Annotated in this window: 27 protein-coding genes and 1 pseudogene; 13 read left to right on the plus strand and 15 right to left on the minus strand. The window is 65.4% G+C overall.

From position 1 onward, the window contains the following. Window positions 1-80 precede the first annotated feature (80 nt). From yidA to C2U47_RS12470, 3 genes are all read right to left on the minus strand, one after another. Entirely contained in the window at window positions 81-890 is an 810-nt protein-coding gene (gene yidA, locus C2U47_RS12460; protein ID WP_041212256.1) for a sugar-phosphatase, read from the minus strand. A gap of 113 nt (window positions 891-1,003) precedes the next feature. Next, entirely contained in the window at window positions 1,004-2,668 is a 1,665-nt protein-coding gene (locus C2U47_RS12465) for a DUF342 domain-containing protein (RefSeq protein WP_043154046.1), read from the minus strand. A gap of 117 nt (window positions 2,669-2,785) precedes the next feature. Continuing rightward, window positions 2,786-3,025: a hypothetical protein gene (locus C2U47_RS12470; protein ID WP_043154044.1), complete on the minus strand. Its 240-nt coding sequence runs from the start codon at window positions 3,023-3,025 to the stop codon at window positions 2,786-2,788. A gap of 37 nt (window positions 3,026-3,062) precedes the next feature. On the opposite strand from C2U47_RS12470, the gene C2U47_RS12475 reads away from it, so the two are divergent. Continuing rightward, complete coding sequence (locus C2U47_RS12475) at window positions 3,063-3,578, plus strand: metal-dependent hydrolase (RefSeq protein WP_010672710.1); 516 nt, start codon at window positions 3,063-3,065, stop codon at window positions 3,576-3,578. On the opposite strand, the gene C2U47_RS12480 is transcribed toward C2U47_RS12475, so the two are convergent. Both C2U47_RS12480 and C2U47_RS12485 read right to left on the minus strand, forming a co-directional pair. Next, window positions 3,575-4,750, minus strand: coding sequence for a competence/damage-inducible protein A (locus tag C2U47_RS12480; RefSeq protein WP_042015382.1), 1,176 nt, complete (start codon window positions 4,748-4,750; stop codon window positions 3,575-3,577). The genes C2U47_RS12475 and C2U47_RS12480 overlap by 4 nt on opposite strands. Before the next feature lie 28 nt (window positions 4,751-4,778). After that, a complete protein-coding gene (locus tag C2U47_RS12485; protein WP_043154062.1) occupies window positions 4,779-6,023 on the minus strand; it encodes an HD-GYP domain-containing protein in 1,245 nt (414 codons plus the stop codon). A gap of 144 nt (window positions 6,024-6,167) precedes the next feature. Between C2U47_RS12485 and metA the strand changes: the two genes are divergently transcribed. Beyond that, window positions 6,168-7,115, plus strand: coding sequence for a homoserine O-acetyltransferase MetA (gene metA, locus C2U47_RS12490; RefSeq protein WP_010672713.1), 948 nt, complete (start codon window positions 6,168-6,170; stop codon window positions 7,113-7,115). A gap of 6 nt (window positions 7,116-7,121) precedes the next feature. On the opposite strand, the gene C2U47_RS12495 is transcribed toward metA, so the two are convergent. Then, on the minus strand, window positions 7,122-7,640 hold the full coding sequence (locus tag C2U47_RS12495) for a phosphatase domain-containing protein (RefSeq protein ID WP_042864527.1): 519 nt from the start codon (window positions 7,638-7,640) through the stop codon (window positions 7,122-7,124). Between the two features lie 149 nt (window positions 7,641-7,789). Between C2U47_RS12495 and C2U47_RS12500 the strand changes: the two genes are divergently transcribed. Then, window positions 7,790-8,260, plus strand: a complete 471-nt coding sequence (locus tag C2U47_RS12500) for an Lrp/AsnC family transcriptional regulator (RefSeq protein ID WP_010672715.1) — start codon at window positions 7,790-7,792, stop codon at window positions 8,258-8,260. Window positions 8,261-8,315: 55 nt separating this feature from the next. Here C2U47_RS12500 and C2U47_RS12505 read toward each other — a convergent pair whose 3' ends face one another. Next, window positions 8,316-10,280, minus strand: a complete 1,965-nt coding sequence (locus tag C2U47_RS12505) for an LTA synthase family protein (protein WP_043154042.1) — start codon at window positions 10,278-10,280, stop codon at window positions 8,316-8,318. Window positions 10,281-10,538: 258 nt separating this feature from the next. Here C2U47_RS12505 and C2U47_RS12510 point away from each other — a divergent pair, with 258 nt between their 5' ends. Continuing rightward, on the plus strand, window positions 10,539-10,817 hold the full coding sequence (locus C2U47_RS12510) for a DUF2442 domain-containing protein (protein WP_043154040.1): 279 nt from the start codon (window positions 10,539-10,541) through the stop codon (window positions 10,815-10,817). A gap of 117 nt (window positions 10,818-10,934) precedes the next feature. Beyond that, a pseudogene (locus tag C2U47_RS12515) lies at window positions 10,935-12,550 on the plus strand (alpha-amylase family glycosyl hydrolase). A gap of 55 nt (window positions 12,551-12,605) precedes the next feature. On the opposite strand, the gene C2U47_RS12520 reads toward C2U47_RS12515, so the two are convergent. Both C2U47_RS12520 and C2U47_RS12525 read right to left on the minus strand, forming a co-directional pair. Then, the gene (locus C2U47_RS12520) at window positions 12,606-13,136 is read right to left on the minus strand and encodes an MgtC/SapB family protein (protein ID WP_039039793.1); all 531 of its coding nucleotides are present in this window, start codon (window positions 13,134-13,136) and stop codon (window positions 12,606-12,608) included. A 24-nt stretch (window positions 13,137-13,160) separates the two neighbouring features. Beyond that, window positions 13,161-14,603: a RimK family protein gene (locus C2U47_RS12525; protein WP_041212263.1), complete on the minus strand. Its 1,443-nt coding sequence runs from the start codon at window positions 14,601-14,603 to the stop codon at window positions 13,161-13,163. 187 nt (window positions 14,604-14,790) lie between these two features. Here C2U47_RS12525 and C2U47_RS12530 point away from each other — a divergent pair, with 187 nt between their 5' ends. The 4 genes from C2U47_RS12530 to C2U47_RS12545 all read left to right on the plus strand — a co-directional run bounded on the left by C2U47_RS12530 (window position 14,791) and on the right by C2U47_RS12545 (window position 16,935). Beyond that, window positions 14,791-15,264, plus strand: coding sequence for a GNAT family N-acetyltransferase (locus tag C2U47_RS12530; protein WP_049637243.1), 474 nt, complete (start codon window positions 14,791-14,793; stop codon window positions 15,262-15,264). Continuing rightward, entirely contained in the window at window positions 15,261-15,497 is a 237-nt protein-coding gene (locus tag C2U47_RS12535; protein WP_041212265.1) for a DUF3624 domain-containing protein, read from the plus strand. The genes C2U47_RS12530 and C2U47_RS12535 overlap by 4 nt, the downstream gene beginning before the upstream one ends. A gap of 42 nt (window positions 15,498-15,539) precedes the next feature. After that, entirely contained in the window at window positions 15,540-16,286 is a 747-nt protein-coding gene (locus tag C2U47_RS12540; RefSeq protein WP_043154033.1) for an SDR family oxidoreductase, read from the plus strand. Window positions 16,287-16,509: 223 nt separating this feature from the next. Then, window positions 16,510-16,935: a hypothetical protein gene (locus C2U47_RS12545; protein WP_029313593.1), complete on the plus strand. Its 426-nt coding sequence runs from the start codon at window positions 16,510-16,512 to the stop codon at window positions 16,933-16,935. A gap of 100 nt (window positions 16,936-17,035) precedes the next feature. Here C2U47_RS12545 and C2U47_RS12550 read toward each other — a convergent pair whose 3' ends face one another. Beyond that, window positions 17,036-17,620: a hypothetical protein gene (locus C2U47_RS12550; RefSeq protein WP_043154031.1), complete on the minus strand. Its 585-nt coding sequence runs from the start codon at window positions 17,618-17,620 to the stop codon at window positions 17,036-17,038. A gap of 185 nt (window positions 17,621-17,805) precedes the next feature. Between C2U47_RS12550 and C2U47_RS12555 the strand changes: the two genes are divergently transcribed. After that, on the plus strand, window positions 17,806-18,981 hold the full coding sequence (locus tag C2U47_RS12555) for an iron-containing alcohol dehydrogenase (protein WP_043154029.1): 1,176 nt from the start codon (window positions 17,806-17,808) through the stop codon (window positions 18,979-18,981). 147 nt (window positions 18,982-19,128) lie between these two features. Here C2U47_RS12555 and C2U47_RS12560 read toward each other — a convergent pair whose 3' ends face one another. From C2U47_RS12560 to C2U47_RS12570, 3 genes are all read right to left on the minus strand, one after another. Then, window positions 19,129-19,758, minus strand: coding sequence for a glutathione S-transferase family protein (locus C2U47_RS12560; protein ID WP_043154027.1), 630 nt, complete (start codon window positions 19,756-19,758; stop codon window positions 19,129-19,131). A 108-nt stretch (window positions 19,759-19,866) separates the two neighbouring features. Next, window positions 19,867-21,135, minus strand: a complete 1,269-nt coding sequence (locus C2U47_RS12565; RefSeq protein WP_043154025.1) for an O-acetylhomoserine aminocarboxypropyltransferase/cysteine synthase family protein — start codon at window positions 21,133-21,135, stop codon at window positions 19,867-19,869. Between the two features lie 139 nt (window positions 21,136-21,274). Next, window positions 21,275-21,451 (minus strand): hypothetical protein, encoded by a 177-nt coding sequence (locus tag C2U47_RS12570; protein WP_080767934.1) that lies wholly within the window; start codon window positions 21,449-21,451, stop codon window positions 21,275-21,277. 100 nt (window positions 21,452-21,551) lie between these two features. On the opposite strand from C2U47_RS12570, the gene sgrR reads away from it, so the two are divergent. Genes sgrR through C2U47_RS12585 form a run of 3 tightly spaced genes read left to right on the plus strand, consistent with a single transcriptional unit; the run spans window position 21,552 to window position 24,481 of the window. Next, complete coding sequence (gene sgrR / locus C2U47_RS12575; RefSeq protein WP_103261670.1) at window positions 21,552-23,306, plus strand: HTH-type transcriptional regulator SgrR; 1,755 nt, start codon at window positions 21,552-21,554, stop codon at window positions 23,304-23,306. Between the two features lie 35 nt (window positions 23,307-23,341). Continuing rightward, the gene (locus C2U47_RS12580; RefSeq protein ID WP_010672731.1) at window positions 23,342-23,737 is read left to right on the plus strand and encodes an acyl-CoA thioesterase; all 396 of its coding nucleotides are present in this window, start codon (window positions 23,342-23,344) and stop codon (window positions 23,735-23,737) included. Between the two features lie 30 nt (window positions 23,738-23,767). Then, window positions 23,768-24,481, plus strand: coding sequence for a hypothetical protein (locus tag C2U47_RS12585; RefSeq protein WP_045523067.1), 714 nt, complete (start codon window positions 23,768-23,770; stop codon window positions 24,479-24,481). 54 nt (window positions 24,482-24,535) lie between these two features. On the opposite strand, the gene C2U47_RS12590 is transcribed toward C2U47_RS12585, so the two are convergent. Together C2U47_RS12590 and C2U47_RS12595 are read right to left on the minus strand one after the other, a co-directional pair. Continuing rightward, window positions 24,536-25,276, minus strand: coding sequence for a lipase secretion chaperone (locus C2U47_RS12590; RefSeq protein WP_103261671.1), 741 nt, complete (start codon window positions 25,274-25,276; stop codon window positions 24,536-24,538). Continuing rightward, the gene (locus tag C2U47_RS12595; RefSeq protein WP_103261672.1) at window positions 25,273-26,184 is read right to left on the minus strand and encodes an esterase/lipase family protein; all 912 of its coding nucleotides are present in this window, start codon (window positions 26,182-26,184) and stop codon (window positions 25,273-25,275) included. Before C2U47_RS12595 ends, C2U47_RS12590 begins: the two co-directional genes overlap by 4 nt. Window positions 26,185-26,318: the final 134 nt, after the last annotated feature.

Genomic DNA, 26,318 nt, shown 5'->3' on the forward strand with positions numbered 1-26,318 from the left:
GAGCGATTTGATGGTGGATATATTAAACATCTGGCCGGGCGGCCGGATAGCAGAAGGGGCCCACAGGGCCCCTTGTCGACTCAGGCGTTCAGGATGAAACGTTCGATCACCTGGGCGACCCCGTCTTCATCGTTGCGCCCCGTGGTGTGCTGTGCCAGCGCCTTGATCTCGTCGGTGGCGTTGCCCATGGCGACCCCGAGTCCGGCGTAGGCGATCATGTGGTGATCGTTGCCCGCATCTCCCACCGCGATCACCTGGGAGGCATCCAGCCCCAGGTGCTCGGCCAGGGCGGCGACGCCGGTGCCTTTGTTGCTGCGTTTGTTCATGAACTCGAGGAAGTAGGGGGCGCTGCGCACCACGGTATAGCGCTCGTGGAGTTCGGCGGGCAGCTGGGCGATGGCACGGGAGAGCAGGGGCTCTGGGTCAATCATCATCACCTTCATGATCTGCTCGTCGTCGGGCAGGGTGGCGAAGTCCACCAGGTTGATGGGTTGACCGATGAGGCGGGATTCGTGCTCGGTGTAGGGGCTGATCTTTGGGCTGATGAGCCCCTGGCGGACGGAGAAGCCGTGGATGTTCACCCCCAGCTCACAGGCCAGGTGGGCGATGGCGCGGGCATCGCTGCCGGTCAGCAACTGGCTGCGGATGATGCGTTGCTCGGACACCTGCTGCACCAGGGCGCCGTTGTAGCAGATGACGTAGTCATCCTGGCCGGTGAGGCCCAGCTCGGTCAGGGCGGCGGTCATGCCTTCCAGCGGGCGGCCGGAGGCCAGCACCACGGTCACGCCCCTGGCGCGGGCTGCCGCGATGGCGGCCTGGGTGCGGGGGGAGATTCGGCCCTCTGGGGTCAGCAGGGTGCCATCCATATCCAATGCGATCAGCTTGTACATCTTCTCACTACCTGAGTCTGGCCGGCCCGCCCGATGGGGCCATGGGGAGGCCGAGTGTAGCGAAAATCGCCGCCGGGATCACGCCGCCTGCCGACGCGGGGGCACGTTGCCCCTCAGCGCTGGCCCTGGTAGGGGGTCAGTTGCAGCTGATCTTCCCGGATGGCGAAGTGGATGGGGCCGTGCTCGATGTCGACCCTGTTGTGGTGATGGGCCATCTCCACCTCGACGCCGGGGAAGAGGCGCTGGGTGGCGATGATGTCCATGTTGGCCATGAGCGCCTGCAGCTCCCGCTGCGCCTCGGCGAGCTGCTCGTCCAGGCTCTTGCTCTCGTCGAACTGGCGGGTGCGCAGCGCCTTGATCTTCTGCAGGGTCTCGGGATTGCGCTTGTCACGAGGCAGTTGCAGCAGACGCAGGATGAGATCCTGCAGCTTGTCTATCTGCTCGGCGCAGGTCTGTTTGCGCTGGCGAAGCGCCAGCTCCAGCTCCTTCTGGCTGAAATAGCCGCCGAGGATCTGCAACCGGGTCCGGTTGGCCGCCGAGGCTCCGAGCACCGGTGCCATGATGAGCCGGTTGGCGATGTTGATACCGCCGATGAGGTGCCCCTTGCGCATGGCGCTGTCCCCCACCTTGAGATCCTGGCCGCTGCGGCAATAGCAGTGACTGAGCTGGCTCAGGATATGGATGTCGCCATCGGCCTCCAGCCTGGCGTACTGGGCATAGCTGGCGTGGATCTCCCCCCCGGCGTTGAGGTGGCAGAGGTATTCGTCGTCCGCCAGCTTGCGCCCTATGATACCGTTGCGCACCGTGATGGTGCCGCCGGATTCGATGTAGCCGCCCTCGACGAAGCCGCCGATCACCACGTCCCCGCTGGTCTTGACGCGCATGCCGGGCATGACGTCTCCGGTGACCAGCAGCGATCCCTCGAACTCGACGTGGCCGTGGCGGATGTCGACCTGCTTGACGTTGAGTACCTCGTCGACCCGCATCCCGGCACGCTCCTGACAGGGGAGTCCCGGGCGTGTCGCCAGCAGCAGGTCCGGATCCTCGGGGGAGAGGCAGGTGCCGTCACCCGGCGTCATGGCGCTCTCCTTGCCGTGGCGGGCGGTCAGGGTCTGGCCCGTCACGGTGAAGCCGTCGATGCCCTGGGTGGCGGGGTGCCTGCGCATCAGCAACGCCCCGGCCTTGACGGTGAGCAGGGTGCCGAGGTCGCGCATGTCCACCTTGCCGTGATCCCGCTCCTGGGGTTTGAGGATCCGTTCGGCTGCGGTCTCCACCAGCCGCTCCAGGCGGGTATCCAGGCCGTGCCTGGCGGCCTTGCCGAGGGCGATGACGGGATTGAGCTGGGCACCGGGTGCCGCCTCACCCGCTGCCTGGATGGCGGCGGCAAGCAGTCGCTCGCTCACCCCCTGCTTGACCGTGCTGGCCGCCAGGGCCTCCTGCAACCGGGCCAGGGTCAGGGGCTGGCCGCCCCAGTCCGCGGTGATCTGCGCCCTGGCGCTCATCTGGTCCTTGTCCACCTGGATGAGCAGCCTGGCATCCTGGCGCCGGGCAATGGGGACTGGCGGATGCGCGGGGGCATCCGGCTCTGCGATGAGGGCGTTGAGCAAGGTGACGGCTTCGCGGATCCCCTCGCCGAGGGGTTCGTAGCGCCGACAGTTGGAGAGTCGCAGCAGGGCCAGGACGTCGCTTTCCTGGATGGGCTCGGTGAGGCCCGGAGTGATGCGCAGGCAGACATAGCTCATGTCGGCCGACAGCTGAAACCACGCTTTGCTTAACACCGGGCCCTCCTTCGTTGTCCCTGTCCGGTTTGCCCCATGCCGGGGCCTCTCCTTGCCGGCATCCCATGCCGCCGGGGCGGATCCAACGCGCAGTATTCGGGTATTTTTCCTTCCGGGTCAACGATCTGAATGCAAATGGGTGAGCCGGGTTGAGGAAATATCGGCTGACGGGAGAGGGGCAGAGCCGGCCATGCCATGGGCTCCATTGCAGTTTTTTAGCGCAATATGCTGACGTTTTATGCTTTCGCTATCCAGAGTGTCAACCACGTTGAAGGTGGCGATGCAAATCACCTTGCCAGGCAGGAAGAGAAGGATTTTAATCTGCCGCCGCCCCAGGGCGAGGACCCTGGTCGCCATCGATCAGCCCCTTTTTCTGTCCAACCAAACGAGCCCCATGACCGCCCAAGGCCACCTGCTGTTTTCCGTCACCTGCGTCCTGCTTGCCCACAAGGTTGAACTGACTCCGGCCCTGGCCGATGCCAGCCTGTGGCACATCGTTCCCATGGCCCTGGCGAGCGCCCTGCTGCCGGATCTCGATCACCCCCGTTCCCTGCTCGGGCGGCAACTGCCCTGGATCTCGGGGCCGCTCTCCCGGCTGTTCGGCCATCGCGGCTTCACCCACAGCCTGCTGGCGGTGGGGATGGGGGTCTGGGGGCTGGCCCAGGTGGAAGCCCCCTGGTTGCTGTCGGGGGCGGTGAAGGATGCCCTCATCGTGGGCTATCTCAGCCATCTGCTGGGGGACTGGCTCACCCCCATGGGCATTCCCCTGCTCTGGCCCTGGCGTCGGCGCTTTCGCCTGCCCGGCCTGCCCCTCAAGAGCGGCGGGGGTTACGAGAGGGCCTTCTGCCTGCTGACCCTGGCGCTCGCCGGGTACTGGGTCCATGGCGGTGCAGGCTTGGCTCACTTCTAGCCCCGGGCGCCCTCCTGGCACCTGGCCGTTCGGGTCAGGGTGAGGTAGTCGGCGAGCACCGGCAGCCCCAGCAGGTGGCGGCGCAGCATGTCGAGGGCGGCGAAGGCGAGGATCCGGCGACCGCTCGCGGGATCCGGGTGGCTGACCCTGAGCGTCTGGCCGTGCAGTTGCCCGTCGGCGCAGAGCAGCAGCGGCACGCCGTCCGGCCCGGCACGGCCTATGGTGAGGCTCAGGGGGGCGGCGGGCACCGCCAGTTGAGTCAGATCGTCGCTCAGGGTGTGGCTGAAGCCGGCGGTCAGGGCCGGGTGCCCGTGACACATGGCCAGCAGGGCGCCCCGGCTCTCCCCTTCCTGCAGGTGCAGCGACCGCTCCCCCAGCAGGGCCAGGATCTGGCTGGCAGGCGCCTCGTTGCCACGCCCCACCAGCCAGGGGGCGATGGCCGCAAGCAGCCTCGCCTCGGCGGCATCCATGTCGGCGGTGCTGGCACCGTGGCCGATGAGCTTGAGCTCGATGAGAGGCATGGAGGAGCGGTAGCCCAGCTCGATGCCGGCAGGCCAGGGGGCCGCATCCAGCATGTCGCTGAGGGCGGACTCCGAGACGCCGAAGGTGTAGAAACGGCGCAGCTCGGTGTCGGTCTCTTCACCGGCCAGCGCCTTGAGGCGGGGCATGATCTGTTCGCGCACCATCTGCTTGAACTCGAACGGCACGCCCGGGGTGAAGAAGAGCCGGCTCTGGCCGTGGCTGGCCGGGTGGCGGACCACAAAGCCGCAGGCGGTGCCCACCGGGTTGTCGAGGATCTCGCAGTCCCGGGGCAGCCAGGCCTGCTTGGTGTTGCTCCGTGCCATGGTGCGGCCCCGACTGGCATAGCGTTCGGCCATGGTGGCGAGCCAGTCCGGGAACAGGGTCAGGGGCTGGTCAAACGCCTCGGCCGCGGCCTGGGCGGTGAGGTCGTCCGCCGTGGGGCCGAGCCCCCCGCACACCAGTACCACCTCGGCGCGGTTGGCGCTCTCCTGCAGCACGGCTGTCAGATCCGCGAGGTTGTCCCCCACGGTGGCGCGGCGGCGCACCTGCCAGCCCTGCTCCAGCAAGAGGGCACTTAGCCAGGCGGCATTGGTGTCCACCACCAGGCCGGTCACTATCTCGTCGCCTGTGCTGATGATCTCGATGCGCATGGGGACTCCTTGGGTGGGGCCAGCCCTCTCAGGGCTTGCCGTGTTCGAAGTAGTAGCTGATCCGGGTGCGGGGGTTGAGGTATTCGAACACCGCCGGGGGCAGGCGTTTGGGCTGGATCACCTTGGCGATGGTCAGCCCGGCCGCGTCGAGGTCGATGATGGCCGCCTCCTGGCGCGGAATGCGGGGGTCGTATACCAGCACGGCGGGGTAGAGCAGGCGGGAGGCGTTGACCGACATCACCAGCCCCACCTGGCCGTTGGAGAGCTGCACCACGCTGCCCGGGGGGTAGACCCCCATCAACCGGATCAGCATGCCGAGGTGATCGGCGTTGAACTGGGACTTGCGCTGCTTGTAGAGGCTGCCGAGAGCCGCGTAGGGCACCTTGGCCTCCAGGTGGCAGAGGTTGTCGTACTCGTTGATGAGGGAGACGATCTGGGTGAGGGGATCGAGCTGATCGCCCTTGAGCCCCTGGGGGCCGGTGCCGTCCAGGTACTCATGGTGGTTCTGCACTATCTGCCTGGCTGCTTCCGGAAAATCGCTGACGAGCCCCAGCAGTTCCAGGCCGTAGCGGGGATGCTGGGCCATCAGGTTCTGCTCCGGCTTGGTCAGCGGCTCCGTCTTGCGCAGGATTTGGCTCGGGATCCTCAGCTTGCCGATGTCGTGGAACAGGGCCCCCATGCCGACCTGGCGGATCGCCTCGGCCGGCAACTTGCACTCCCGGGCGAGCAGCATGCTGAGCACGCTGACGTTGAGGGAGTGAAACTGCAGGCTGTTGCCATCATCGCTGTCAGAGACCAGGTGCAGCACCATCTCGTCCACCGAGAGGAGTTGCTCCGTCATGGCGTTGATCAGCTCCTGGGCCTCGCTGATGGCGTTGAGGGGGCGGGACTGGATCTTGCCCATGAGGTTGCGCACCTGGGCCAGGGATTGGCGGAACTGTTTCTCGCACTGCTGCAGGTCGCGGCGATAGCGCTGCAACTGCTCGATGCGCCGCAGTTTCTCCTGCTGCATCTCCTCCTGGCGGGCGACGAGACCCTCTCCCTCAACCTCATCTGCCTGGGACTGGGTCTGGCCGAGGGGCTTGGGCGGTGTGTCGCTCTTGTCGGGAATGATGGTCACCAGCTTGAGGCCAAGGCGACGAATGAGCTCGATCTCCTCCTCGCTCTTGAGCTTGAAGCTGGAGAACAGAAACGGGTGCTCACGCCATCCCAAAGGCAGGGAGACATAATTGCCGACTTGCAGCCGTTCTACGGAGATCTTGATTCCTGTCATGGGGTTGGGCACGAGGGACACACTGAGCCGTATGCTAGTCAAAGGGCGGGGTGAATACAAAAGGTATCTGATGACAGCGGGAGCGCTTTATTATAGGCTTCTAGATGTCCAGACATATTTACCGATGCAGTACAGGGAGTCAGCATGCCGATCAAGATCCCGGACCAGTTGCCCGCCGCCGAAGTGCTGGGGCAGGAGAACATCTTCGTGATGACGGAATCCCGGGCCGTCACCCAGAACATCCGCCCGCTGCGGGTGCTCATCCTCAATCTGATGCCCAAGAAGATAGAAACCGAGATCCAGCTGATGCGGATGCTCTCCAACTCGCCCTTGCAGGTGGACGTGGATCTGTTGCGCATCGACGATCGGGAGTCGAAAAACACGCCCCAGGCGCACCTGGAGAACTTCTATCACGACTTCGAGCAGGTGAGAGGCAACAACTACGACGGCATGATCATCACGGGGGCGCCGCTCGGGCTGGTGGAGTTCGAGGAGGTGGTCTATTGGCCACGCATCGTCGAGATCATCGAGTGGTCCCATCAGCATGTCACCTCCACCCTCTTCCTCTGCTGGGCGGTGCAGGCGGCGCTGAAAGCCTTGTACGGCATGGAAAAGCAGACCCACGGCGAGAAGCTCTCCGGGGTCTATCGCCACCACCGCCTCGACGAGCACGAGGCGCTGCTGCGCGGCTTCGATGATGAATTCGTGGCGCCCCACTCCCGCTATGCGGCCTTCGACGGGGATCTCATCCGCGCCCACACCGATCTGCAGATCTTCGCCGAGTCGGAAGAGGCGGGCGTCTATCTGGCCGCCACCAAGGATTGTCGCCAGGTGTTCGTCACCGGCCATCCGGAATATGACGCCCTGACCCTGGATGGGGAATACCGGCGGGATCTGGCGGCCGGGCTCACCCCCGTCATTCCGGTCAACTATTACCCGAACAACGACCCAAGCCAGACCCCGCGCGCCACCTGGCGCAGCCACGGTCACCTGCTGTTTTCCAACTGGCTCAACTATTACGTCTACCAGTTGACCAGCTACAAGGTGGAAGACATCGGCAAGGTGTTTACCTACCAGCAGCCCAAGGGATAGAGCCCATCAGTCCGCCCCGGCCAGCCGCCGTCCACGGGTATCGAGCCAGTGACGGTGGCAGGCCAGGGTGAAGGCCCGTGGCCGTCTGGCCCGGATGAGGGTCATGGCCTCCTGCTGGGGCAGCCCCTGGGTCATCAGCAGCAGGGCGGCCGCCAGCCCGGTACGCCCGCTTCCGCCGTGGCAGTGAATGGCAAGGTGCCGTCCCTCGCGCAGCAGGGCGAGCAGTCGGGGTTGCACCCCGGGCCAGGCCTGTTCGAAGGCGGCATCCGGTGCCTCGTCATCCGCAATGGGCAGATGGAACCAGCTCATGCCCCTGGCCTGCACCAGCTGCCCGAGAGAGAGGGGCCCGCACAGGGCCAGCTCCTCCACCGTCATCAGGGTCAGCACCCCGCCGGCACCGGCCAGCTGCAACTGGGCAAGGGCGTGGGCCATGGGGACCTGCTGGCTGCCGGGGCAGGGGGTGAGCAGGAGCTGGCCGTCGAGCCGTGGAACGTCCAGGCTCCAGAAGGGATGGGCACTGAGCATGGGGTTCCTCGTGGTGGCCGGGATCAACGGGATGGGTATCCCGCGGGTGCGGCACAGCATAGAGGGGCCGGAGGCGATGTCAATCTGCGTTGTGTTCGGCCCGGTTTACGGGCAGAGTCTAAAAAAATCGAGCGATGCAAGGAGTAAAGATGAGAAACCTGGATCAACTGGACTTGGACATCCTGGCCCATCTGTTTCGCGATGCGGGCATGACCAACAAGGATTTGGCGGCCCTGGTCGGGGTGGCGCCGTCCACCTGTCTGGAGCGGGTGCGCAAGCTGCAGCAGGATGGCGTGCTCAAGGGGGCGCACTGCGAGGTGGATTACCAGGCCCTGGGCGGTCACATCCAGGCCATGGTCTCCCTGCAACTGGCCCGTCACAGCCGCCAGATCATCGATGCGTTTCGCGACGCCATCCTGGCCCTGCCCGAGGTGATCAGCCTGTTCCACATGGGCGGCAAGGATGATTTCCTGGTGCACCTGTGCGTCTCCGATACCGAACACCTGCGCAATTTCGTCTTCGATCACTTCACCTCCCGGGAAGAGGTGGTGCACCTCGAGACCTCCCTGGTGTTCGAGCACAGGTTCAGCCGCTCGCTCCCCTGCTTCCCCCACCCCTGACGGGGCGAGCCGCAAGAAAAAACCGCCCGAGGGCGGTTTTTTTGTGGGCGGTTCCTCAGTTGAGAGCCAGCCGGCTGTCCTGCGCCGTCCGGTAGAGCCCCTGCTGATAGGCCAGGCTGCCCCACAGAACCAGCCCCAGGGCGGCATCCTTCATGGCGCCTGGCTGCGGCGCCGGGGTGAGCGTTTCGGTCGCATCCTCGTAGATGAAGCCTTCCGGCGCCCGCTCGGGCTGCAGGATCACCACATCCTTGCCGCGCATCAGGGCGAAGTTCTTGTCGTACTGCATGATGGCGCGCCCAGGCCAGTCGGCGGGCATGCGGGTGAGATCCTTGCCCAGCATGGGGTAGTCGGCACTGATGCCCATGAGGGAGAGCAGGGTCGGGGCCATGTCGATCTGGCTGACGATGCGGGGATCCTTTCTCGGTGCTATGCCGTCCCCCAGAATGACCCCCGGGATGTGGAAGCGGGGGATGGGCACCAGACTGGCTCCCCCGACCCGGCTGTCGTGATCGGCGATGACCAGGAACAGGGTGTCCTTCCAGTAGTCCGATGCCCTGGCCTTCTTGAAGAACTCGCCGACGGCGTAGTCCGCGTACTTGGCGGCGTTGTTGCGGGTCTGCTTGGGCTGCTCGTACAGGGCGATGCGGTTGTCGGGGAATTCGAAGGGATCGTGGTTGCTGGAGCTGAACACCAGGCTGAAGAAGGGTTTGCCCTCCTTGTGCAGCGCCGCGAAGGTCTCGTTGGCCTTGGCCATCAGATCTTCATCCGAGGCGCCCCAGGATCCCTCGAACACCGGGTTCTTGAAGTCCTTCTGCTCGACGATGGTGGTGAAGCCGTTGCCGAGGAAGAAGCTGCGCATGTTGTCGAAGTGGCTCTCGCCGCCATAGATGAAGCTGGTGTCATAGCCTCGCTGCTTGAGCAGGTCGGCGATGGTGAAGAAGTTGGTCTGGCTCTTGCCGAGCTTGACCACGGCCTGGGCCGGGGTCGGCGTGAAGCCGGTGAGCACCGCCTCGATGCCGCGTACCGAACGGGTACCGGTGGCGTAGAGCTGCTCGAACGCCCAACCCTCTTTCGACAAGGCATCGATGTTCGGGGTGAGCGGCAGGCCGCCGAGGGAGCCGACGAACTGGGCCCCCAGACTCTCTTGCAGCAGGATCACCAGGTTTTTGGGCTTGCCCTGGTAGCTGGCCGTGTTGAAGGTCTGGCTCGGCAGATCGGCAGAGGTGAAATCGCCGAGAGGGCGACCGCTCTCCTCGCGGACTATGTCGAGTACCTGATGGTCAGCCATCTTGCCGTAAAACTGGCTGGCGTCCTCCTCGGCCCCCATCTGCTTGATGGCAAAGAAGAGGGAGTAGGCGGAGTTGACGGTGAGGGCGTTGACCAGGGGATCGTCCGCAAAGGCCACCATGGCCGGATTCAAGGCGCGATGGCCGAGACTGGAGCGGGCGCCGAGGAAGCCGACGGCGAGGATCAGCAGGGCGAAGGCGGGGCGCCAGTACCAGCGGGGGAAGCTTAGGTCACGCACCAGGCGGCCGCTCAGCCACCAGCCACCGCCCAGCACGGCGCCGCTGAAGATCACGGCCAGCAGCAGTTCGCCCTTGCGGCCAGCCCACAGCATGGAGAGCACCTCCTTCGGATAGATGAGGTACTCCACATAGAGGCGGTTGGGACGTACCCCGTATTCGGTGACGAAGGCGGGAGTGGAGATCTCGAGAAAGAGCATCAGCCAGAGCCCCAGGGTGAGCCAGATCCGGATAAGCTGCATCCAGAGCCGCCCCGGCGCGTGGGGCCCGGCCAGCAACTGGGTCAAGACGGCGGGTACGCCCCAGACCCAGCAGAGGGTGGCGACGTCGACGCGAATGCCTTGCAGCAGCATCTCCTGCCAGCCAGAGACGGCATCCACCCGTTCCAGTTGCCAGAGCCCCAGGCCAAGGCGGCTGATGGTCAGGGAGATGAGCGCGATCAATGAAAAGACGGCGATGGGCCAAACCGGTCCCAGCCATTGTCTGATGGTGGTCATATTGTTCCTGCAAACCTGTTTGCGCCCAGTCCCCGGACGCATTGTTGTTATGGTGCAGGAGTATGACAGTGGCGCCTGGCAAAGGTTGCATGGGGGGGAGGTATAAATGGAGAAGCTGGCACGTTTTATGATTTTTTTGTGACGGGATGCAGGGTTCTAAGAGAGCATAAAACGCTGGGAAAACTGTGATCCTGCTGGCACATCGAGACAATGGTCGTGCCTATAATGGCGCCGGATTTCTCAATCGGAGCCGAAGGGATGCCGGTCTTCATCGATGTGGAATATATGCAGGGCTGGTCTCTGTTCGTTGTGCTCTCCGACGGCACCACAGGCGTGCTGGATCTCACCCCCTGGCGCGGCCAGCCGCTGTTTGCGGCCATGGAGACCGAGCGTCGCTTCGCCCGTGTCTTCATCGATCATCGCCATCAACTGGCATGGCCCTCGGGCTTCACCCTGGCGGCCCACGAGGTCTACCACCTGATCCTGCCCATCGACGAGCGCGCCGCCTTCCCCGATCGCAACATGCATCGCTTCTGACATGCTAACTCGTTGAGTCAGGTAACGTTTTCAGTCACAGACCCGCGTCGGTCAGGTCGTTATCATGACCCCAGTGCGGCGCTTTGGGCGCCCATCCACCACAGCGGGAACATAACAATGAAACAAGGAACGTTGCGTCGTGGCGGCCTCATCGGGGCCGCCCTGTTACTGACGGCTTGCGGCAGCGGGGGAGGCGGTGGCAGCAGTGACCCCCAGCCTCCGGTGGTCAATCCGCCCCCGCGTCGGCCAGCCGCGCCTGCTACGGCAATGATCAGCCAGCCTGCAACCTGCGCACCTACCAGGTGATGGTGGAGTCCTTCGTCGACGGCGACGGCAGCGCCAACTACGGCGTCGGCTACGGCCCCTCCCGGCACAACGGCGATCTGCAGGGGATCATCGACAGCCTCGACCACATCAAGAGCCTCAACGTCAACGCCATCTGGCTCACGCCGGTGTTTGACTCCTGCGCCGGCCAGGCCGGGGACGACCGGCTGGATGCCACCGGTTACTTCGCCTGCGACTTCTTCAACGTGGATCCCAACTTCGGCAGCAACGCCCAGCTTAAAAAACTGGTGGACGGGGCGCACCAGCGCGGGCTCTATGTCTTCCTCGACGGGGTGTTCGGCCACGTCAACAAGGTGGGGGTGAGCAAGCCTTCACCAGAGGGGCGGCTGCCTGCCCTCAAGAGCGGCGGCGCAGGCTACCCGGGTCAGCTGGTGGATTACGGCCAGCCCGAGAGTCTGGCCTACTTCAAGGAGGTGGCCCGTTACTGGGTCGAGCAGTACGGCATCGACGGCTGGCGCCTCGATCAGGCTTATCAGTTGGGGCTGGATGACTGGCGCGCCATTCGCAGCGAGGTGGCGCGGGCCAGCGCGGCGCGCAAGGCCGCCGGCCAGCAGTGGGGCACCCTCGGCTACATGGTGGGGGAAGTGTGGAAGGGCGCCGACGAGATCCGCGCCCAGGCCTATGGCCCGAGCGACAACCCGGCGCTCTCTTCGGCGTTCGACTTCCCCCTGCGCTACGGTCTGGTACAGGCGCTGGCGGTGGAAGAGTCCGGCAAAGGCGGGCAGGGGGCCAGCGTGCTCGACGCCAGCTGGAACAAGGTGGAGAACTACCCGGACCATGCCATGCCCAACCTGATGCTGGGCAACCACGATCTGGTGCGCTTCGGCGATCTGCTGGAGCGGGGCAACTTCAATGGGGCGGACTACTGGCAGCGCCACAAGGCGGCCTTCAGCTTCATGGCCGCCCGCTCCGGTCCCATTACCTTCTACTATGGCGAGGAGTTTGGCGACGAGGTGCCTGGCTTTGCCAGTCAGGTGGGGGGCGACTGTGCGGCCCAGGGGCTCTGCGATGATCACGTGGCCCGCAGCGATGGCAAGGTGCCCGGTGTCACCGGCTTCGTGCCGAGCAGCGAGCAGAGCGATCTGAAGCAGTGGCTCAGCCAGCTGCTGGCCCTGCGCGCCGCCCACCCCGCCCTCTATCAGGGGGAGCGGGTCAAGCTGGTGGCCGAGGGGAGCGTCTATGGCGACATCAAGCAGACGGCGGGCGAGCAAGTAGTCTACCTGCTCAACGTCTCCACCACGCCCCAGAGTTACGCCGTGCCGGTCGGCAAGCTGCGCAGCGGCAGCGCCCTGGTGGATCTGCAGAGCGGCGAGAACCTGGCCATCGGTGGCAGCAGCGTGACGGTGGACTTGCCGCCCCTCACCGGCCGCTTCCTGCTGGTGCGCTGAGGGAGGCAGACAACAGAAAGGGCTCCATGATGGAGCCCTTTTTCATGGTGGCGGCTTACTTCTCGATGCCGCTGCCCAGATCGTCCCGGCGGGAAGAGACCGAGGGCTCGGCCCCGTGGCGCCAGTGTTCCAGCCGGTTGTGCACCCCGCGGCGGAGGCTCTTGAAGCTGGCTTCCAGATAGTCCACCCCCACCAGGATAGAGAGGGTGACGACGGTGAGCAGCAGCGCCTGATGCAGCATGTCCATGCCGATGAGGGCGCCGAGGGCGGCCAGCATCCAGATGGCGGCGGCGGAAGTCACCCCCAGCACCTGACCATCCCGGGTCATCATGACCCCGGCCCCGAGAAAGCCGACCCCGGTGATGAGCTGACCCAGCACCCGCGCCTGATCGGCGCCCTGAGGACTGACGGCGGCGCCGATGGCGAGAAAACAGTAGGTGCCGAGCACGATGAGGGAAGAGGTGCGGATCCCCACCGGCTTGCCGCGAAGCTGCCGCTCCAGCCCCACCAGGGTGCCACACACCAGACAGACCAGGATGTTCTCCCAGCCAAGGGGCGCGATGTCCCACCACTGCATTGTCATCATATCCACCTCTGCTCGCGATGCTTGTTATCCTGTCGCGCTCTGCCCCCGGTTCTCCAGCCGCTGGCGGAAGGCCCGGGCGAGGCGCTCGTAGAGGTCCTTTGCCTCCCTGTCTTCAATATCGCCACGTATCCAGGGGTTGTCGATGATTTCCAGCAACACGCAGCCCTGACCCTGCTGGCGCAGATCCACCCCGAACAGGCCGTTGCCGAGCTGGTGCACGGCGCGGCGGGCGGTTTGCAGCACCCGCTCCGGCACTTCACTGAGGGGCAGCGCCTCGATGCGGCTCATGTCGAGGGGGTGTTTGCGGCGACGGATGCGGTTGCCGGGTTCGGGTCGGTAGCGGCGGCAGGCGAACAGCGGCGAGCCGTCGAGAAAGCCGATGCGCCAGTCGAACTCGGCAGGGATCCGGCTCTGGACCAGCAGCAGGGCGGAGCGGGCCAGCCCCTCGTCCAGCAGGCGGGCGAGCTGGATGTCATCGCTGGCCATGGCGAGGTCGCGCCCCTGGGCGCCGTCGGGGATCTTCACCATCAGCGGCAGACCGAGGCGCTGCACCAGTTCGTCCACATGCTGGCGGCCGCGGCGGGTCACGACGGTGGTGGGGGGCATGGGCACGCCGCTGCGCACCATCAGCTCGTAGAGATAGAGCTTGTTGCTGCAGGCGAGGATGGCACGGGAGCTGTCGATGACCGGCATCTTGAGCTGCTCGGCACGGCGGGCAAATTCGAAGGTGTAATGGCCGACCGCGGTCTCGGCGCGCAGCCAGAGGGTGTCGAACTCCGGCAACCGCTCGATGGCCGAGGGAGGCAGGATCTCGGCCTGGATCCCCTGGGCCGCGGCCGCCTTGATGAAACGCTCCAGCGCCAGGGCATCGCTGCTGGCGCGGCCGTCGTTGGGGTCGACCAGGATGGCGAGCTGGTAGCGTGGCGCCGTCTGCTCCTCGTCCCCCGTGCCCACCAGCGCCTGGGCGTGCTGCACCATCAGCGCCTTCTCGCTCGGGCTCAGCGCCAGCGGTGACAGGCTCTCCTGCTGGCGCACCGACCAGCCGTGGCGACCGCGCTTGAGGGTCAGCTCCTGCAGCGGCAACTGGCTCAGGCCGTAGTAATAGCGGGCGAGCCCCGCCAGCTCGCTCTGTTCGCACTGGCCGAAGATGGCGCGCACCCGGATCCTGTCTTCGCTCTGCTGGGCCAGCCAGCCCTGCAATTTGCGCCACAGCTTGGCGGGAGGCTGCTGGGGTTGCAGCCTGCTGATGGCCTGCAATCCCGGCAGGCAGTGGTGGCCGCGGGCCTGGGCCAGCAGGGAGCAGTAATAACCGGCCCCCAGGTGTTCCAGGCTGCGGCAGAGGTTGATGATGCGCGGACGCCCCCCTGTGGTGGGCAGACCGTGTTGCAGGTAGGTGCGGGCGGTCAGCAGATAGTCGGCATGGCAGGGCCAGTCGCCCGGCTCCTCGACGATGACATAGGTACTCATATTTTCAGGCTCCACAGAAAGGACTGCCAGAAACGGCAGGATCCCCAGTGGGCTTCGATGCACCGACAAGCACGACAATGGCGCGAGGGGAAACAAGAGGTTACAGTGCCTAATATTCTGCCTTGGTAACTTGTGATACAAGTCGCATTTCTGGTGCTGAGGATAAATAACCGAACAAGGACTCCCCGTGTTGACCGTGCGCGCCGCCCGAGCCGATGATTTGGGCGCCATCGTGAAGCTGGAACGCTACTGTTTTCCCCCCGAGGTCGCCTTCGGCCGCAGCCGCTGGCACTATCTGCTCAATCAGGGCAAGGGGCGCACCCTGCTGCTGCAAGACGAGAAGGCGCAGGTGATGGGCTATTTGAGCGTGCTGGAGCACAAAGGCTGGGATCGTCTCATCATCCAGACCCTCGCCATCCGCTGGACCGTCCGCCGTCAGGGGTGGGCACGCCGCCTGCTGGAGCAGGTGATCCGGGAAGGGCGCGAGGCCGGCTGGGGGGCGATTCGCCTCGAGGTCGCCGACGCCAACCCAGAAGCCAGGACCCTCTATCAGGGGCTGGGGTTTCGCCCCGGGGTACGGCTGCCCGATTATTACGGGCCCGGCCAGCATGCCCACCGCCTGGTGCTGGCGCTGGGGGATGAGCGGCAGGAGCCATCATGAGTTGCGAGGATTGCCTGGCTACGGCCATCAGGGCCAAGCTCGGGCGCTGCCCGGTCTGTGCCGCCCAGACCTTTCTCATCGGGGTCGTCGGCTGGCTGGTCTGGTGGTGGTGCGGCGCCGATACCTCGGTCAACGCCCTGACCGGCCTGCTGTTTGCGCTGGGGGGCTCGGGTCTCTTCCTGCTGCATCTGGCGGTGTTCGCATGGCGAAAGCTGGGCAAACGCGACATATAACGTGCTGATTTTTCAAGAAGACAAATAACAATGGAGGTTCACATGATTGCAATGGTAACGGGCGCCTCGTCCGGCTTTGGTGAGGCCATCAGCCGCCTGCTGGTGAGCGCTGGCCACCGGGTGATCGGCACCGGGCGCCGCGGCGAACGGCTGGCCGCCCTGGCCGAGGAGCTGGGCGAGCAGTTCCTGCCCCTGGTGTTCGACGTCCAGGACAAGGCTGCCACCCGCGCCGCCATCGAGGCGCTGCCGACCGAATGGCAACAGGTGGACCTGCTGGTGAACAACGCCGGCCTGGCACTGGGGCTGGAGCCTGCCCACAAGGCGGATCTGGAAGACTGGGAGCAGATGATCGCCACCAACATCAGCGGCCTGGCTCTGATCACCCGGTTGCTGTTGCCGGGCATGGTGGCGCGCAACCGCGGCCACGTCATCAACATCGGCTCCATCGCAGGGACCTACCCCTATCCGGGCGGCAACGTCTACGGCGCGACCAAGGCGTTCGTGAAGCAGTTCAGCCTCAACCTGCGTGCGGATCTGGCGGGCACGGCGGTGCGTGTCACCAACGTGGAGCCCGGCCTGTGTGGCGGCACCGAGTTCTCCAACGTGCGCTTCCACGGCGACGACGCCAAGGCGGCCACCGTCTATCAGGGGGTGCAGGCCATCCTGCCGGAAGACATCGCCAATACCGTACTCTGGATCAGCGAGCAGCCTGCCCACGTCAACATCAACAGCATCGAGATCATGCCGGTGGCCCAGACCTTCGGTCCGCTCCACATCAGCCGTCGCTGATGTCATGACGAGCCGACTCCTGTCCACAAGAGGCGCCTTCGGGCGCTTTTTTGATGGATCTGGTCGCACTCGTCATGGAGTGCAGAAGGAGGCGTGCTGCGACCCCGTGCTGAACCGTCGGAAGAGGGGGGTACTCAAGTTGGCCTGCATTTTGCTGTCTCCGGCTCATGGCGGGGAACCCATCCCCGGAGCCGGCGAGGCCGGCAGTGAGCGTGGAGCCTTCATGGATATCAAACCCTATGGTCATCAACTCGCCCAGAGTGCGTCCCAGAACCGTGCCCTGGCGACCCTCAGCGACAGCGACGACAAGCAGAGCGGCTGGTCTCAGCAGGTCAGCCTCTCCAGTCAGGTGCTGACCGGCAAGGCGCAGCAGGCGCTGACCTACGAGCATCTGGCCAGGAACGGCAAGAACACAGTCCTGACCGGTGGCGTCAAGGATGCGCGGGTGCAGCAGATGGTGGACAAGGCCCTGGGCTTTGATCGCAAAAAATTTGACGATCTCGAGCGTCAGCTCAAGGGGATAGCGGATGACAAGACGCTCTCTGCCGAGGAGCGCGAAACGCAGAGCAAGGACCTGGCCGCGCAGCGCGATGCCATGCTCAAGGAGGCCATGGATCGCCTCACCGGCAAATCCGCCTCCCAGGCATGATGTGATTCAAACGGCAATCCTTGGGCGTTAAAGGCAAGGGGTTGCCCCCTTGCCACGGGGCCGGCAGGCCGTGGGAGGCACGGCCTGCCGTGGTCAGGGCTCAGGGACTCTGGGGGGCGATCCCGATGGCGATGGCGGTGGTCTGCACGGCCTTGATCTGATCCCCCTTGGCGATGAGGGCGAACTGGGCCGGATCCTGCACCTTGAGGGTCAGGGTATGGTCAACCCCCTTGACCCGGATGGTCTGGTGCGCCTTGTCCACGTCGATGACATCGGCATAGATGGTTACCTGCATGCCGGCGCCGGCTGCGGGTTTCTCCCCGGCGGCCGCCTTGCCCCCTTCTACTTCCACCACCCGTTTTCTCACCCCGGCGGTGCCCTTGAGCAGGGTCAGGTCCAGCAGTTGCAGATATCTCAAGGCCACGACATCTCCCACCTTGAGCTGGGGAAGGTTGGTCACCTCCTCCCCGGCGATCAGATCCAGGGTCTGCCCTTCGGCATTTTTCAGGCTGACCTTGCGGGTGGTCAGGTCGATGGTGGTGACGGTTGCCCTGGCCGTCAGTTCTTCGGCCAGACTGGCTTGTCCGGGGGCCACGGCCACATGGGTGGTGACCTCTGCGGCATAGAGCAGGGGAGGGGCACAGAGGGTGAGGGCACCCGCAATCCAGGCGTGCTTCAGTTTCATGATAGAGACCCTGTGAGTGGGAAAGGGACCCCGGGAGGGGTTTGAGGGGGCGACGAACTCGTCTGCCCGCTATCACCATAGCAAAGCCGGGCAGGAGCGCCCGGCATCGGCAGGCTGGCATCGTATTTTTGACGACAGGCTCCCGTTTTTGACCTGATGGCACGGCAGGCGCACAATTCCCCGGCATGCAATCAACCGAGGGCTCTGCCGTGTACAACTTCCAATATGCCAATCCCACCCGCATCTGTTTTGGTGAAGGCCAGATCGCCAGGCTGCCCGAGCTGATCCCGGCCGGCAGCCGTCTGCTGGTGCTCTACGGGGGTGGCAGCATCAAGCAGAACGGGGTCTATGAGCAGTTGACCCAGGCGCTGGCGGGCCGGGAGTGGCTGGAGTTTCCCGGTATCGGCGCCAACCCCCAGTACGATCAGCTGATGGAGGCGGTGGCCCTGGTCAAGCGCGAGCGCATCGACTTCCTGCTGGCGGTGGGTGGCGGTTCCGTGGTGGATGGCACCAAGTTCGTGGCCGCCGCGGCCTGCTTCGAGGGGGACGACCCCTGGGAGATCCTGCGGGACAAGGCCTCCATCAAGGGGGCGCTGCCGCTCGGCTGTGTGCTGACCCTGCCGGCCACCGGTTCGGAGAGCAACCCCGCCGCCGTGGTGAGCCGGGGGGAGGCCAAGCTCTCCTTCTACAATCCGCTGGTGCAACCGGTGTTTGCGGTGCTGGATCCCGCCACCACCTACAGCCTTCCGCCGCGCCAGGTGGGCAATGGCGTGGTGGATGCCTTCGTCCACATCCTCGAGCAGTACCTCACCTTCCCGGTGGGGGGCGAGGTGCAGGACCGGCTGGCGGAAGGGCTGTTGCAGGTGCTGGTGGACAACGGTCCGCGCGCGCTGGCGGAGCCCACCAACTACCAGGTGCGCGCCAACCTGATGTGGGCGGCCAGCCTGGCGCTCAACGGCCTCATCGGTCGCGGCGTGCCCCAGGACTGGTCCACCCACGCCATCGGTCACCAGCTCACCGCCCTGCATGGGCTGGATCATGCCCAGAGTCTGGCGGTGGTGCTGCCCTCCCTGCTGCGCGAGCAATCGGCCCAGAAGCAGGAGAAGCTGGCCCAGTTTGCCGAGCGGGTGTGGCACTCCAGCCGCGAGGACAAGGCGCTGCGCATCGAGGAGGCGATCATCCGCACCGAGCAGTTCTTCCAGCAGATGGGGGTGGGTACCCGTCTCGCCGACTATGGCCTGGATGCGCGCTGCATCCCGGGGATCTGTTCCAACCTCAAGCGCTTTGGCCTGACTGCCCTCGGGGAGCAGCAGGATATCGATCCCGACAAGGTAGCGCGGATCCTCTCTCACGCCCTCTAGGCCTGAGGCCCTTGGCCAAGGGGCGATCTGGACAATAAGTGCGGCCAGGATCCTTTCCCACGCGCTTTGATCATCTGGCTGACGGCCGGAAAAGAGAACGCCCCGATCATCGGGGCGTTTTGCAGGGTGTCACCGGGGCACCGCCGTTTATTCGGCGCTGCGGTCCAGCTCGCGCTCCAGCGCCGCCGCCTTCTGGCGAGCCGGATAGGTGTTGAGTCGCTGCCAGTAGGCCTGCAGGTGCGGGAACTGGGCCAGCTGGCCGCTCTGGGCCAGCAGATCCACCAGGAAGGAGTTCAGGATGTCGGCGCCGGTGAGGCGATCGGCCACCAGGTAACGGCGGCTTGCCAGCACCTCATCGAGATAACCCAGCACCTTGGCGCACTCGGCTTTGGCGTAGTCCGGCAGGAAGCGCATCGGGCTGCCATCCTTGCGCACGAACATGTCGAGCAGCAGCGGCAGAATGCCGGAGCTCTCGGCGAAGTGGAGCCACTGCAGGTATTCGGGATACTCCGGGCTGTCGGTGGCCGGTGCCAGCCGTACCGGGGCGTGGCGGGCAATCAGGTACTCTGTGATGGCACCGGATTCCGCCAGCACCCGCCCGTCAAACTCGATGACCGGCGACTTGCCGAGGGGGTGGACGGCTTTTAGCTCGGGCGGCGCCAGAAAGGTGGCGGCATCGCGCTGGTAGGCCTTGATCTCATAGGGCAGGCCCAGCTCTTCAAGCAGCCAGATGATGCGCTGGGAGCGGGATTTGTTCAGGTGGTGCAGGACTATCATGGAAACCTCGACGCAGTGACGGAAGGCGGTGATACGCAGCGCCCCGGCAGCAGGTTCACTGATGGATGAAAAAGAGCGGGCGTGGTGCCCGCTCCTTCGTCGATTGACTCAGGCCTCCAGCGCCTGATCCAGGTCCGCCAGTATGTCCTCGATGGCTTCGATCCCAACCGACAGCCGGATCATCTCAGGTTTCACTCCAGCCTTGGCCTGCTCCTCTTCGCTCAACTGGCGATGGGTGGTGGAGGCGGGGTGGCAGGCCAGGGACTTGGCGTCGCCGATGTTGACCAGCCGCTTGAAGATCTTGAGGGCATCGTAGAAGCGCACGCCCGCCTCGTAGCCGTCCTTCAGGCCGAAGGAGAGGATGGCTGAGGGGCGACCGGCCATGTACTTCTCCGCCAGCGGGTAGTGGGGGTGACCCGGCAGACCGGCGTAGCTGACCCAGGCCACCTTGGGGTGGTGCTTGAGGTGGTGGGCCACCCGCAGAGCGTTGTCCACGTGGCGCTCCATGCGCAGGCTCAGGGTTTCCAGCCCTTGCAGCAGCAGGAAGGCGTTCATCGGCGCCAGCGCCGCCCCGGTATTGCGCAGCGGCACGGTGCGCACCCGGCCGATGAAGGCCGCCGGGCCGAAGGCCTCGGTGTAGACCACCCCGTGATAAGAAGGCTCGGGTTGGGTCAGCTGGGGGAAGCGCTCGGCGTGATCCGCCCAGGGGAACTTGCCCGAGTCGACGATGACGCCCCCCAGGGAGTTGCCGTGGCCGCCGACATATTTGGTCAGGCTGTGCACCACGATGTCGGCGCCGTGTTCGATGGGTTTGCACAAGACCGGAGTGGCGACCGTGTTGTCGACGATGAGCGGCACGCCGCGGGCGTGGGCCACCTTGGCGAAGGCCGCCAGATCGACGATGTTGCCCGCCGGGTTGCCGATGCTCTCGCAGTAGACCGCCTTGGTTTTGTCATCGATGAGGGCGGCGATGGCCTCGGCACTGTCATCCTTGGCGAAGCGCACCTCGACCCCGAAGCTCGGCAGCATGTGGGCGAACAGGGTGTAGGTGCCGCCATAGAGCTGGGGGGTGGAGACGATGTTGTCACCGGCGGCGGTCAGCGCCTGGATGGCGTAGGTGATGGCGGCGGAACCTGCCGAGACCACCAGGCCGGCGATGCCCCCTTCCAGCGCGGCCATCCGTTGCTCCAGCACATCGTTGGTGGGGTTCATGATGCGGGTGTAGATGTTGCCCGGCACCGCCAGATTGAACAAGTCCGCCCCGTGCTGGGCGCTCTCGAACTCGTAGGCCACCGTCTGGTAGATGGGCACGGCCACCGCCTTGGTGGCGGGATCGCTGGAAAAGCCGTGGTGCAGGGCCAGGGTCGCATCTTTCATCACACACTCCTTGTTGGATGTCACCATTATGGATGGATAGACGTCCAATCTAGCAGTCCTGGCGCCGATGTAAACCACCCATTCCGGCAAAGCAATGCCGGGGGATGGCGGTGACCGGATGGCGTCTGTGACGGCGACCTCAGAGACGGCGGCGATACTCCCTGTCGTCTATCTGGTGCATGTCCCACTGCATCAGGCGGTTGAGCTGCACCATGGGATCTTCGACCAGCGTCAGAGGGCGGGGCAGGATCCTCAGGAAGTAGCGACGAAGGGTTTGCTGGATCCGGTTCGGTTTGAGGGGGGTGGCATGGCTCATGATGGTGCTCCTGTGCTGTGGTTCTCACGTTCGCCAGCAGTATTGAGCTAAAATGCGGAAGTAAAAACTGATGACTTTCAGGGACAGGATTTCCTCTTTTATGCCTACCAGCCGCCTTTATCAGCAATTTCAACGGCTCGCCCAGCAGCTTGGCTGCGACGAGCGGGAAATCAGCCTCGCCGAGGTGGCGGACCTGCTCTGCTGCACCACGCGCAATGCACGCCTGCTGCTGCGCCGCATGGAAGGGCAGGGCTGGCTTTGCTGGACGGCAGAGGCAGGGCGGGGGCGGCGCTCCCGCCTCACCCTGCTGGACAACCAGGAGAGCCTGACCCGGCGCCGATTGCGGGATCTGCTGAGTCAGGGCCAGCTGGCGCAGGCGGTGCGGCTGGCCGAAGATCGCCTGGATCTGCTCACCCCGCTGCTCATCGAGCAGCTCGGCCAGGCCACCCGGGAGGGGCGCCAGATCCTGAGGGTGCCCTACTACCGGCCCCTGCCCGGTCTGTTGCCCACCGCGCCCTTGCGCCGCTCCGAAATTCACCTGAGCCGCCAGATCTTCAACGGTCTGACCCGGCGAAACGAGGAAAATGGGGAAATAGAGGGGGATCTCGCCCACCACTGGGAGTGTCTGGCCCCCTGTCACTGGCGCTTCTATCTGCGCCCCGTGGTGCGCTTTCACCATGGCCGCGAACTGGTGGTGGAGGATGTGATGGAGAGCCTGCAGGCCTTGCGGGATCGCCCGTTGTTCTCCCATCTGGCACGGTTGGAGAGCCGCTGGCCGCGCACCCTGGACATCCATCTCGACAGCCCGGATCCTCTGCTGCCGCACCTGCTGGCCGAGCCGGTGGCGGCCATCCTGCCGCGGGAGCTCAAGGGGGAGGCGAATTTCGCCCTGCAGCCGGTGGGCACCGGCCCCTATCGGGTGAGCGCCAACGACCCCCTGCACCTGTGCCTCGAAGCATTTGACGACTATTTCGGGCTGCGGGCCCTGCTCGACGAGATCGACATCTGGATGCTGCCGGAGCTGGCGGAACGGCTGGAGAGCCACGTCAGGCTGGGCAGCGACACCCCGGAGCTTGGTTCCATGCGCGGGGAGTCCGAACTCGAGTCGGGCTGCTACTTCCTGCTGCAGGACGACAGATCGGTCCCCCTGCAGGACCCGGCCCTGCGCCAGTGGCTGACCCGGCTGCTCAACCCCATCGCCCTGATGGCCCGGGTGGCACCCGAGCTGCAGCGGGGCTGGACCAGCGCACTGGGCCTCCTGCCCCACTGGCGCGAGAGCCTGCCTCTTCCCGAGCCCGGTCCGGTCAGCCTGCCAGCGCGGCTGGTACTGGCCTGCTTCAACCAGCATCTGGAGTTCAACGAGTGCGCCAGCGCCATGAGCAGCCTGCTGGCAGAGCAGGGGATCCAGCTCGAGGTGCGTACCCTGGACTACGGGCGCTGGGTGAGCGGGGAGGATGAAGATGTGGATCTCTGGTTCGGCACCCTCAACCTGGAGCATGAGCACGCCTTCGCCCCTTACGCCTGGCTTCAGGGCACCCCCTTGCTGCGCCGGGTGTGGGGCGGCCAGCAGGCCCTGTGGCAGGGATTGACGCAGTGGCGCGCCCATGGTGAAGAGCCCGGCCCCCGCGCCCTGCTGGCCGAGGTGCAGCGCCAGAGCTGGTTCGTGCCGCTGTTTCACCACTGGCTGGAGCTGGAGAGCCGGGTCGGCGTGCACGGCGTGCGCATGACGGCCCTCGGCTGGTTCGATTTTCGCAGCGCCTGGTTAAAGCCCGAGCAGGTGGCGCAGGAGCCGGAAACCGGCGGTGGCTCTCACCCCCAGGCAGGGACGCTTGAGTCGGGCGGGTTGGCGCGCTAGCCTGTGCGCGGTCCTACGACAAGGAGTCGACATCCATGCTGGAAATGCAGATCCAACCCCGTTTTCAAGAGACGGACGCCCTCGGCCACATCAACAACACGGTGCCGGCGGTCTGGTTTGAATCGGCCCGTGATCCCCTGTTTCGCCTCTTCTCCCCCGAGCTGGATGTGCATGACTGGCATCTGATCATCGCGGGCTACACGGTGCAATTCAAACGGGAGCTGTTCTATGGCCAGATGGTGTCGATCAAGACCGGCGTGCGGCGTATCGGTACCAGCTCCTTCACGCTCTGGCAGGAAGCCTGGCAGGGCGGCGAGCTGGCGGTGACCGCCGAGACGACCCTGATCCATTTTGACTACCGGACCCGGCAGTCCATCCCTTTGAGCGAGGCTCACCGGGAGGGACTGAGGGTCTGGCTGGTAGAGAGTTAATCCGGCCTTCGGGCCCACCACAGGACACTTATGCGCACAACCGCGATCGCCCTGAGCCTCGGCTTGGGACTGGGACTCTGCTCCCTGCCTTCATTTGCCGCCTCCCTGGCCGAGCAGTTCACCCTGATGGAGAAGGGGGCCGACAGCGCCCTCGATACCCGCTTGTTCAGCCACGATGGCGTTGACATCAAGGCCTGGGTCGACGGCACGCCCGTCATCATCGCCGTGCCCATCCTGAACGAGCAGGGCAAACAGGAAGGGGAGAGCCGTTACTACTTCAAGGGCGGCAAGCTGTTCGGGGTGAAGGAGCCCGCCGCCCAGTTCGCCTTCGATGACAGTGGCAAGCTGACCCAATGGCTGGACGACAAGGGGCAGCCTGCGGAGTTTGTCAGCAAGATGAGCATGCAGCAGCGGGAAGCCTGGCTGACCAGACGGGCGGCCGAGCTGGGCGGGTTGTTTGCACCGAGCACCGCCGAGGAGAAGGCTGACAAGGGGGGCGTCAAGCTCAAGGGGGCGGAGCTCGCCCAGTGGCTCTGCAATGGCAAGCTGATGGCGCTCGCCGGAGGTGACAAGGTGACCTTCGAGCCGGCCAAACTCAAGAGGAGTGCAGAGGGCATCAAGGGAGAGGTTTCCCTGCGCCAGGATAAGGGGTGGCAGGATCTCTGCCTCACCTGCGAGGTGCAGGGCAACCGGGTGACTCGCCTCACCTGGCAGCCGCTGCCGGGTGCCAACAAGCCGCAGTAAGGGCGGCAGCGTCAAAGAATGGGGGCCCACTTGCGGGCCCCTTTTTCATGCCGGTTACTGCTCGCCCAGGGTGAGCCGGGTGAGGGCCTCCACCCGTCGCCACTGACCGGGCTCGAACCAGCGTGCCAGGATCTCCGGCTGCTGGCTGACCCGGGCCTCGGCAGGCAGGGGCCTGATCTCTGCCAGATAGCCGGCCAGCTGCTGCTCGAACGCCTGCTGACTCTCTGCCAACTGGTGCAACCGGTCTGCCGCCTCCGGTCCCAACTGTTCGCGCAGTGCTGCGTCACGCCCGGCTGCGGGGAGTTGCTCCAGAGCCTGCAGATCGCCGAGCAGGCGGCTGTTGGCCTCCGCCTCCCGAAACCACTGGGGCTGCTCCGCCAGCCAGAGCTCCAGCTCGCTCGCCAGCAGCGACTTGTCGGCATCGCTGGCCTCCGCCAGCGCCTTGCGGCGCAGGGTCCACTGCTCCATCAGCCTGTCCTCGGCAAACAGTTGCTCCTGCTCGACCGGGGTGAAGCGCTGCCTGCGCAACTGTTCGCGCTCGTCGAACAGCTTCTGCAAGCTGGCCAGGCCCGGATCCGTCGGCACCGTCAGGCTGCCCTCGGCCGCGAGAAAGGCTTCATGGCGGGCCTGCAGCGAGGACTTATCCGACGGCGGTGCGGCCTGCCTGACCAGAGGGGAAGCGGGCCCGGCATGTTGCGGCGAAGGGGCGGTTGCGTCAGCGGAGGGCCAATACTGCCAGCCCCCCAGCAGCAGGGCCGCCGCCAGCGGAGCAGCCATCAGCCATGCCCTGTTCATAGTCCCAGCCTCTGCAGGCGGTTGGCGTGCTGGCGATAGAGGTTGACCGGGTTGGTCTCGAACAGGTGGCGAATGCCGAACGACTGGTTCACCTCGTCCAGATGGTTCATGCGGTAGTGGGTGCCGATCACCTTGCCGAGGTGGCTGCTGCACACCCCGACCAGGCCGTCACTGGGCTCCTTGAAGAAGCTGCCGGTCAGCGCCAGCGCCGGATCCACCGGATCCAGGATGTTGGTCATGGTGCCGCGTCCGCTCCAGGAGAAGTAGTAGACCCCGTTGGCGGCCTGCATGAGCCCTTCGCCGCAATGCTGGCTCGGCAGCCCTTCCGGATAGCGCTGGTTGAAGCGTTGGGCGCCGGTGCTGGTGAGGGCGTCGAGGGCGGCGAGGGGATCCTGCGGCAGCTGGCTGCCCCCGGAGAGCAGCGAGATGACCCCGGACAGGGCCGAGGCGGCGGCCACCGCCAGACCTTCGGCCGCCGAGCCCGGCGTCACCTTGGCCCGCACCAGGTCGGCGATCTCAGAGCCATGGTTGACCCCGCCCACGCTGGTGGCGGAAGCGACCAGCTCGGGGGCGACCGAAGCGACGTAGCGAATGGTGGGGCCACCGTGAGAGTGGCCGATGAGGTTCACCTTCTCCGCCCCCGTGATGGCGAGCACCTGCTGCACCTGCTTGAGCAGCTGTTCACCGCGCAGCTCCGAGCTCTGGGTGGCGGAGACCTGGGCCACGTAAACCTTGGCGCCATCCCGGGTCAGGGCCTGGGGGATGCCGTAGAAGTAATCGACCCCGAGCAGCTTGTCGAAACCGAACAGACCGTGCACCAGCACTATGGGGTAGCGGGTCTGGGTATAACCGGCCCCCTGACCCAGCATGGGCAGGGCGCACAACAGCATCAATAGCCATCTTTTCATCTTCACCGTCCTTGCGAAAAAACCGGCTGCATTCTGGTCGTCACCGGGGCAGCCACCGGCCTCATGCCAGTACCGGCAGCATGGTGGCTGAACTCAAATGTATCTGTGGATGGGATCACTAAACCGGGGATTGC

The organism is Aeromonas sp. ASNIH7 (assembly GCF_002903485.1).
Classification (GTDB): domain Bacteria; phylum Pseudomonadota; class Gammaproteobacteria; order Enterobacterales; family Aeromonadaceae; genus Aeromonas; species Aeromonas caviae.

Coding starts and splice junctions, on each gene's coding strand:
- C2U47_RS12590 (WP_103261671.1), bottom strand. CDS start 25,276: ATGAACAGGGCATGGCTGATGGCTGCTCCGCTGGCGGCGGCCCTGCTG.
- C2U47_RS12560 (WP_043154027.1), bottom strand. CDS start 19,758: ATGATAGTCCTGCACCACCTGAACAAATCCCGCTCCCAGCGCATCATC.
- C2U47_RS12525 (WP_041212263.1), bottom strand. CDS start 14,603: ATGAGTACCTATGTCATCGTCGAGGAGCCGGGCGACTGGCCCTGCCAT.
- C2U47_RS12540 (WP_043154033.1), top strand. CDS start 15,540: ATGATTGCAATGGTAACGGGCGCCTCGTCCGGCTTTGGTGAGGCCATC.
- sgrR (WP_103261670.1), top strand. CDS start 21,552: ATGCCTACCAGCCGCCTTTATCAGCAATTTCAACGGCTCGCCCAGCAG.
- C2U47_RS12595 (WP_103261672.1), bottom strand. CDS start 26,184: ATGAAAAGATGGCTATTGATGCTGTTGTGCGCCCTGCCCATGCTGGGT.
- C2U47_RS12505 (WP_043154042.1), bottom strand. CDS start 10,280: ATGACCACCATCAGACAATGGCTGGGACCGGTTTGGCCCATCGCCGTC.
- C2U47_RS12545 (WP_029313593.1), top strand. CDS start 16,510: ATGGATATCAAACCCTATGGTCATCAACTCGCCCAGAGTGCGTCCCAG.
- C2U47_RS12535 (WP_041212265.1), top strand. CDS start 15,261: ATGAGTTGCGAGGATTGCCTGGCTACGGCCATCAGGGCCAAGCTCGGG.
- C2U47_RS12485 (WP_043154062.1), bottom strand. CDS start 6,023: ATGACAGGAATCAAGATCTCCGTAGAACGGCTGCAAGTCGGCAATTAT.
- C2U47_RS12580 (WP_010672731.1), top strand. CDS start 23,342: ATGCTGGAAATGCAGATCCAACCCCGTTTTCAAGAGACGGACGCCCTC.
- C2U47_RS12470 (WP_043154044.1), bottom strand. CDS start 3,025: ATGGCGACCAGGGTCCTCGCCCTGGGGCGGCGGCAGATTAAAATCCTT.
- yidA (WP_041212256.1), bottom strand. CDS start 890: ATGTACAAGCTGATCGCATTGGATATGGATGGCACCCTGCTGACCCCA.
- C2U47_RS12565 (WP_043154025.1), bottom strand. CDS start 21,135: ATGAAAGATGCGACCCTGGCCCTGCACCACGGCTTTTCCAGCGATCCC.
- C2U47_RS12520 (WP_039039793.1), bottom strand. CDS start 13,136: ATGATGACAATGCAGTGGTGGGACATCGCGCCCCTTGGCTGGGAGAAC.
- C2U47_RS12500 (WP_010672715.1), top strand. CDS start 7,790: ATGAGAAACCTGGATCAACTGGACTTGGACATCCTGGCCCATCTGTTT.
- C2U47_RS12555 (WP_043154029.1), top strand. CDS start 17,806: ATGCAATCAACCGAGGGCTCTGCCGTGTACAACTTCCAATATGCCAAT.
- C2U47_RS12585 (WP_045523067.1), top strand. CDS start 23,768: ATGCGCACAACCGCGATCGCCCTGAGCCTCGGCTTGGGACTGGGACTC.
- C2U47_RS12495 (WP_042864527.1), bottom strand. CDS start 7,640: ATGCTCAGTGCCCATCCCTTCTGGAGCCTGGACGTTCCACGGCTCGAC.
- C2U47_RS12550 (WP_043154031.1), bottom strand. CDS start 17,620: ATGAAACTGAAGCACGCCTGGATTGCGGGTGCCCTCACCCTCTGTGCC.
- metA (WP_010672713.1), top strand. CDS start 6,168: ATGCCGATCAAGATCCCGGACCAGTTGCCCGCCGCCGAAGTGCTGGGG.
- C2U47_RS12570 (WP_080767934.1), bottom strand. CDS start 21,451: ATGAGCCATGCCACCCCCCTCAAACCGAACCGGATCCAGCAAACCCTT.
- C2U47_RS12510 (WP_043154040.1), top strand. CDS start 10,539: ATGCCGGTCTTCATCGATGTGGAATATATGCAGGGCTGGTCTCTGTTC.
- C2U47_RS12480 (WP_042015382.1), bottom strand. CDS start 4,750: ATGCGCATCGAGATCATCAGCACAGGCGACGAGATAGTGACCGGCCTG.
- C2U47_RS12475 (WP_010672710.1), top strand. CDS start 3,063: ATGACCGCCCAAGGCCACCTGCTGTTTTCCGTCACCTGCGTCCTGCTT.